2 protein-coding genes are annotated in these 6,848 nt (G+C 70.6%); both read left to right on the top strand.

What is annotated here, in order from left to right; genetic code table 11:
- Positions 1-21 precede the first annotated feature (21 nt).
- Positions 22-6,120, top strand: a complete 6,099-nt coding sequence (locus tag HMPREF0731_RS18015; protein WP_157136207.1) for a LamG-like jellyroll fold domain-containing protein — start codon at positions 22-24, stop codon at positions 6,118-6,120.
- Between the two features lie 201 nt (positions 6,121-6,321).
- Positions 6,322-6,848 (top strand): hypothetical protein (locus HMPREF0731_RS25745; RefSeq protein ID WP_169312309.1); only part of this gene is annotated, 527 nt, incomplete at its 3' end.

The following is a 6,848-nucleotide window of genomic DNA, read 5'->3' as shown; positions in this document are numbered from 1 at the left end:
GACCCGGCGCAGGCCGGGCAGGTGGGCGATCTTGGCGCGCTCGGCCTGCCGCCGCTGCCCGACGCGCCGGAGGGCGTGCTGCGCTACCCCGCCGCCGACAGCCAGCAGGGCTATCTGGTGAAGCCGGGCATCGCCGGGCCCCTCACCACCTACAGCCTGATCTACGACCTGCAGATCCGGCCCGAGACGATGGCGAACTACGCCGCGCTGTTCCAGACCGACCTGGGCAACAGCAGCGACGCCGATCTGTTCCTGCGCTGGACCGGGGAAGGGGTCTATGGCACCGGCATCTCCGGCCAGTATGAGGGGGCGGCGAGCGGCGCCGGCTGGCACCGCATCGGCTTCACCATCGCCGACCAGGGCAACGGCACCTCGCTGCTGGTGAAATACATCGACGGCGCGGTGGTCGGGCAGCAGAGCGTCTCCACCGCCCGCTTCACCATCGATGGCGACCGCGGCTTCCTGCTGCTGACCGACGAGGATGGCGAGGTGGCCGCGGGCTTCCTGGCCGGCTTCGCCTTCACCGATGTCGCGCTCTCGGCCGGGCAGATGCAGGCGCTGGGCGGCACGCAGCCGGGCGGCATCTTCGCCCCCGGCGCGGCGCCCGGCCGCGCCACGCAGTTCGATTTCGAGGGCGGCAACTTCGCCGCCAGCTTCGGCGACGGCACGATGAACCGCCGCACCGTCGATGGCAGCGTGATCGGCCCGGCCGAGGCCCTCGGCGCCACGCCGCTGCCCGGCAGCCAGAACGAGGCGGTGATCGGCTTCCCCGCGACCGAGCCGGGCGATGGCTACGCCATACTGCCGGGCGGCGAGGCGCCGCTCACCAGCTACACGCTGGTCTATGACCTGCTGATCCCCCGCGGCCAGGACGGCCAGTTCGGCGCGCTGCTGCAGACGGTGCGGGAGAATGGCGGCGATGCCGACCTGTTCCTGCGGCTCGGCGCCGATGGCACGATCGGCCTTGGCGTCAGCGGCCAGTATGACGGAGCGATGCGCTTCGACAGCTGGCACCGTGTCGCCATCACCGTGCAGGATGCCGGCGACGGCACCGCGCGGCTCGGCAAGTACATCGATGGCGTCAAGGTGGGCGAGCAGAGCGTCGACGCGGCGCGCTTCACCATCGACCCGGCCAAGGGCTTCATGGTCTTCGCCGATGATGACGGCGAGACCTGGTCGGGCTGGCTGAACAGCCTGCACGTGACCGACCGCGCCATGAGCGAGGCGGAGGTCGCCGCGCTGGGCGGGGCGCGGGCCGGCGGCGTGCTGCCCACCGCCCCGGCCGAGGGCAATGCCACCCAGTTCGACTTCACCGGCGGCGCGCTCAGCCCGAGCTATGGCGACGGCCAGATGGTGGAGGTCGGCCTCTCCGCCGGCCCGGTGCTGCTGAAGGGCCTGGCCGACCAGCGCGTCACGCCCGCGCAGCAGAGCCTGGAGCTCGATCTCGACGGCATCTTCCAGGGCGAGGGGCTGAGCTACAGCGTCACCACATCGGACGGCCGCACCGTCACGGGGGCGGTGGTGCAGGATGGCAAGCTGGTGCTGACGCTGGGCGCCATCGGCTATGACGATGTGACCCTCACGGCCACGGACGCCGCTGGCAACAGCGTCTCCGACAGCTTCCGCCTGCGCATGGCGGGCGAGAACGCCTACACCATCGCCGTGCTGCCCGACACGCAGGACTATGTCTTCGCCGGCAATGGCCAGAAGATCCTGAACGGCATGACGCAGTGGCTGGCCGACAACGCCGCCACCATGAATCTGCGCTTCGTCATGAGCGTGGGCGACGTCGTGGCCAGCAACCAGCCGGCGCAGTGGGATATCGCCAAGCAGGCCTTCGCCACGCTGAACGGCATCTCCCCCTATTCGATGCTGCCGGGCAACCACGACCAGGGCGGCAATGGCAGCGCCAACAACTACAGCTCGCTGCAGTCGCAGTATTTCAGCGTCGACTACATGCGGCAGCACTCCACCCTGGGCGGTACCTACGACCAGGAGCCGGGGCTGACCAACAACGCCTGGTACAGCTTCGCCGGCGCCGATGGCACGCAGTGGATCGTGCTGGCGCTGGAATTCGGCGCGCGCGACGACGTGCTGCGCTGGGCCGGCGAGGTGCTGGACGCCAACCCGCAGGCGCGCGCCATCCTGACCACCCACCATTACACCAATATGGGCACCCGCGCCGACAACTACTCCGGTCCGCTCTTCGCCGAGGGCACCGGCAAGGATTACGGCATCGGCAACAGCGCCGAGAACGCCAATGACGGCGAGGACATGTGGCAGGGCTTCGTCTCGAAGCACACCAGCATCTCCTTCGTCTTCTCCGGCCACGTGTTCGGCGACGGCGCGGAAACCATCGTCAGCTACAACGACGCCGGCAAGCCGGTCTACCAGATGCTGGTCAACTACCAGAACGGCGTGGCCACCGAGATCACCGGCAACGGCAATCCCGCCGCCGGCGGCAATGGCGGCAATGGCGCGATCCGCCTGGTGACCATCGACCCCGACAACAACGCCGTCTACACCGAGACCTATCTGAGCGCGAAGGGCGAGTATCTGACCGGATCGCGCGGCGATGCCGCGCCGTCGCGTGACGGCTCGGGCGGCTCCGTTGGCGGCCCGCAGATCCCGATCCAGCCGGTCACCTTCGGCAGCACCGCCGAGCTTGGCCTGCCCGCCCTGCCGGATGGCGAGGGCCACGCGATCACCGCGCCGCAATTCGACCCGAACAACGGGCTGCGGGTGAAGCCGGGCTTCGCCCCGGCCGATGGCGGCAGCAATTTCGACGCCTACACCCTGGTCTACGATCTGTACCTGCCGAGCCAGGGCGGCCTCGCCTCGCTGTTCCAGAGCGACCTCAACAACATCACCGATGGCGATCTCTGGCTGAACTTCCGTGAAGGCCACGCGCTGATCGGCACCGACGGCCAGGATGAGGGGCGGCTGCCGCTGGATGGCTGGCACCGGCTCGCCATCACGCTGGAGCGGATCGGCGAGGGCGGCTCCACCTTCACCATGAAGAAGTATGTCGACGGCGTGCTGCAAGGCACGCAGACCGTTGGCGCCGCCTACAACATCGGTGAGCAGGGCTTCCTGATCTTCGCCGATGACAGCGGCGAGACGCCGCGCTTCTCCCTCTCCTCCTTCGCCTTCGTCGAGGCGGCGCTGAGCGGGGCGGAGGTCGCGGCGCTGGGCGGGGCCACCGCGGCCGGCCCCTTCGCGGCGCCGCCCGCCGGCGTGCGCGGCGTGCAGTTCGATTTCAGCCATGGCGACCTGGCGGCCAGCTTCGGGACGGGCAGCCTGTCGCAATCGATCGGCTCGGGCGGGCAGCAGCAGCTGACCGGCCGCTATCGCGGGCATGAGGAGACGCTGCTCGGCGCCGAGCTCGGCACGCCGGGCGTGCAGTTCCGCGCCAAGGCCGGTGACGACCAGCTGGTGGCCGCCGCCGGCGCCGAGGGTGCCCTGGTGGTGCTGGATGGCAGCGGCTCGGTCGACGCGCTGCGCCAGGTCGTGCGCTATGAGTGGCTGAACGCCGATGGCGAGCTGGTGGCGACCGGCGCCCGCGCCGAGGTGTCGCTGGAGGCCGGGCTGCACCGGCTGACGCTGCGCGCGACCGACGCGCGCGGCACCACCAGCACCGACCTGGTGAAGGTCGCCGTCACCGATGGCAACACCCTGTTCTTCGACAATTTCGACGATGGCGACGCGCTGGGCTGGCGCGCCCTGGGCGGCAACTGGCAGGTCAAGGGCAGTGTGCATTCGCGCGACGTCGCGGTGCAGGGCATCGCCGCCGCCGAGGGCACGCTGCGCGCCTTCGATGGCGGCTCGGGCATCATGAGCTGGCAGGGCCAGGGCAGCGCCGCCTGGTCCGGCTACACCGTCTCCGCCACGTTGCAGGCGGAGGACCAGCGCGCCTTCGGCCTGGTCGCCTACTACCAGGACGATGCCAACCACTACCGGCTGAGCTTCGACGTGGCGCGGCATGAGCGGCTGCTGGTCAAGGTGCAGAACGGCACCGAGACGGTGCTGGCGCGCGAGGTGGCGACCAGCCCCTTCGACCGCGACATGGCGGTGCAGCTGGCCGTGCAGGATGGCCGGCTGCTGGCCACGCTGGATGGCGAGGCGCTGTTCGGCGGCCCGGTGCGCGATGCGACCGCGCCGCTCTCCGGCGGCACGGTCGGCTTCTACAGCGAGGGCCAGCGCCAGGTCTTCTTCGACGACATGATGGTGCGCCAGGGGACGCTGCTGGCCGATGCCGGCAAGACGATCCGCGTCATCGACAGCGATGGCGACGGGGTGGCGGAGATCGACCTCTCCGCCCTGGCCAGCCTCGGCCTCGACGAGGCCAGCCTGATCCGTTGGAGCATCGACGGCCGCACCCTGGCCGAGGGCGCGGAGGCGCGCGTCACCCTGGGGACGGGCGCGCATCTGCTACGCCTGGATCTCGAAGGCGCGCAGGGCCGCGACAGCGACACGGTGCGGGTCATCGTCACCGCGGCCGAGGACGTGCTGCTGCGCGAGGATTTCTCGGCCGGCGCGCCCGCCGGCTGGCGCTTCGTCGATGAGGGCGAGATCGGCCTCGAAGCCCGCTGGAGCGTGGTGGATGGCGCGCTGCAACAAAGCTCGAACCGCTACAGCCGCCAGCTCGGCGGCAGCGGCGACACGGCGCCGAGCTCGGAATGGAACCTGAACTGGAGCCCGCTCGGCGACGGCATCTTCGCGCTGCGCAAGGGCAGCTACGCGGTCTATGAGGGCGAGGGCGCCGCGTCCTGGTCCGACTACGCGGTGGAGCTGAGCTTCACCGCCCCGGCCGGCGGCGGCGCCGGCGTGCTGCTGCACTACCAGGACGCCGCCAACTACTACAAGCTGGAGTTCGACAACCAGACCGGCCTGGCGCAGCTGTTCAGCCTGAAGGACGGCATCGAGCAGACGCTGTGGCAGGGCCCGACCCGCTACAACGCGGCCGGCCAGAATCACCTGCGCACCGAGATCGCCGGCGGCAAGCTGCAGGCCTGGCTGGACGGCACCGCGCTGTTCACCAAGCCGATCGAGATCCACGACACCGAGCAGGGCAGCGTCGCGCTCTACAACTGGGGCAATGCCGGCATCCGCTACGATGATGTTCAGGTGGTGCGGCTGGAGGCGGCGCCGGGTGGGGTGCGCCAGGTGCTGGGCGGCGCCGGTGACGATGTGCTGCAGGCGGGATCCGGCAATGTGCTGGTCGATGGCGGCGCCGGCCATGACACGGTGGTGCTGACCGGCGGCATCGGCGGCTACCAGATGCTGCGCAGCGGCGCCGAGCTGCTGCTCAGCGCCGCCGATGGCGCGGTGACGCTGCGCAACATCGAGGCGGTGCGCTTCGCCGACGGCCTGGTCGAGCTGGCCCATGCCAACACCCTGTTCGACCCGCTGCACTACATGCGGGCCAATGCCGATGTGCTGGCCTCCGGCATGACGGCGGAGGCGCATTACGACCAGTATGGCTGGCGCGAGGGGCGCGACCCGAACGCGGTCTTCTCGACCGGCGGCTATCTCTCGGCCAATGGCGACGTGGAGGCTGCGGGCCTCAACCCGCTGCAGCACTACCTGCAACATGGCGCGGCCGAGGGGCGCGATCCCTCGGCGCAGTTCGACGCGCAGTTCTACCTGGCGCGCAACGCCGATGTGGCGCGGGCCGGCCTCGGCGCGCTGGAGCACTACCTGAACTACGGCATGGCCGAGGGCCGCGTCACCGGGCCGGCCATCGGCCAGCGCGTCGAGGCCGGGTTCGACGCCGAATACTACCTGCTGGCCAACGCGGATGTCGGCGCCGCCGGGGTCGATGCGCGCGGGCATTGGCTGCAACACGGCCAGGTCGAGGGGCGCAACCCCAACGCCTATTTCGACACCCGCTTCTACCTGGCGGCCAATACGGATGTCGCGGCGGCCGGCATGGATCCGCTGGAGCACTACAGCCGCTTCGGCTGGCAGGAGGGCCGTCAGCCCTCCGCCGCCTTCGATGCCGGGGCCTATCTGCGGATCAACCCGGATGTCGCGGCGGCCGGGGTGAACCCGCTGGAACACTACCTGACCTTCGGCCATCTGGAAGGCCGGGTGCTGAACGACCAGCCGCTGGGCTGAGGGCTGAGTGCGGAGGCGGGGCGCCGCAGGGCGCCCCGCCGGCCCGATTACTCTGGCCCAAATTTCTCTCATAAGAATGGTTATGTAAAAATATCGGGGCGGCGCCTCACGCAGCCTTGTCCGCCGCTGCCGCAGCGCCGCCCGATTTGCCGGCTGCCCTGGCGCCCGCGTTCCAGGAAAGGACACAGGATGCGCCCGATCATGACCGCGCTGCTCGCCGCCGGCACGCTGATGCCGCTGCCCGCCCTGGCCCAGACCGGCGGCCAGGTCCCCGCCGCCCCGCAGGCGGCGGTGCCGCCGCCGCGCCTGGTGATCGGCGCCCCGGGCCGTTGCGAGATGACGGTGGATGGCGACCCGCGCCCCTGCACCAGCGGGCTGATCTATGTGCAGAACGCGCAAGGGGTGATCCTGCTCTCGGTGCAATCCGGGCCGGAGGTCACCATCGGCTTCCAGGTGGCCAGCGACCGCCAGCCGCGGCCGGAGGAATACCACATGACCCTGGCCCGCATGCACACCGCGATCGGCGGCCAGTCCACCGCCAAGGATGTCGAGGGAAGCTGCGAGCTGAGCCTCTCGGCCGACGGCCAGACCTGGCACCGCGCCACCTGCGAGGCGACCGACCGCAGCCAGCGGGTCACGCGGATGACCTTCATCGGCAATGGCCAGCCGGTGCGCGCCGCGCGGCCGGGGCAGGAGGGCGGCGGGGCGGAGGCCGCGCCGGGCCAGGC

It is taken from the genome of Pseudoroseomonas cervicalis ATCC 49957, from assembly GCF_000164635.1.
Taxonomy (GTDB): Bacteria; Pseudomonadota; Alphaproteobacteria; order Acetobacterales; family Acetobacteraceae; genus Pseudoroseomonas; species Pseudoroseomonas cervicalis.
The sequence above is the reverse complement of the archived record's forward strand: the minus strand, read 5'-3'. Positions and strand labels throughout refer to the sequence as shown.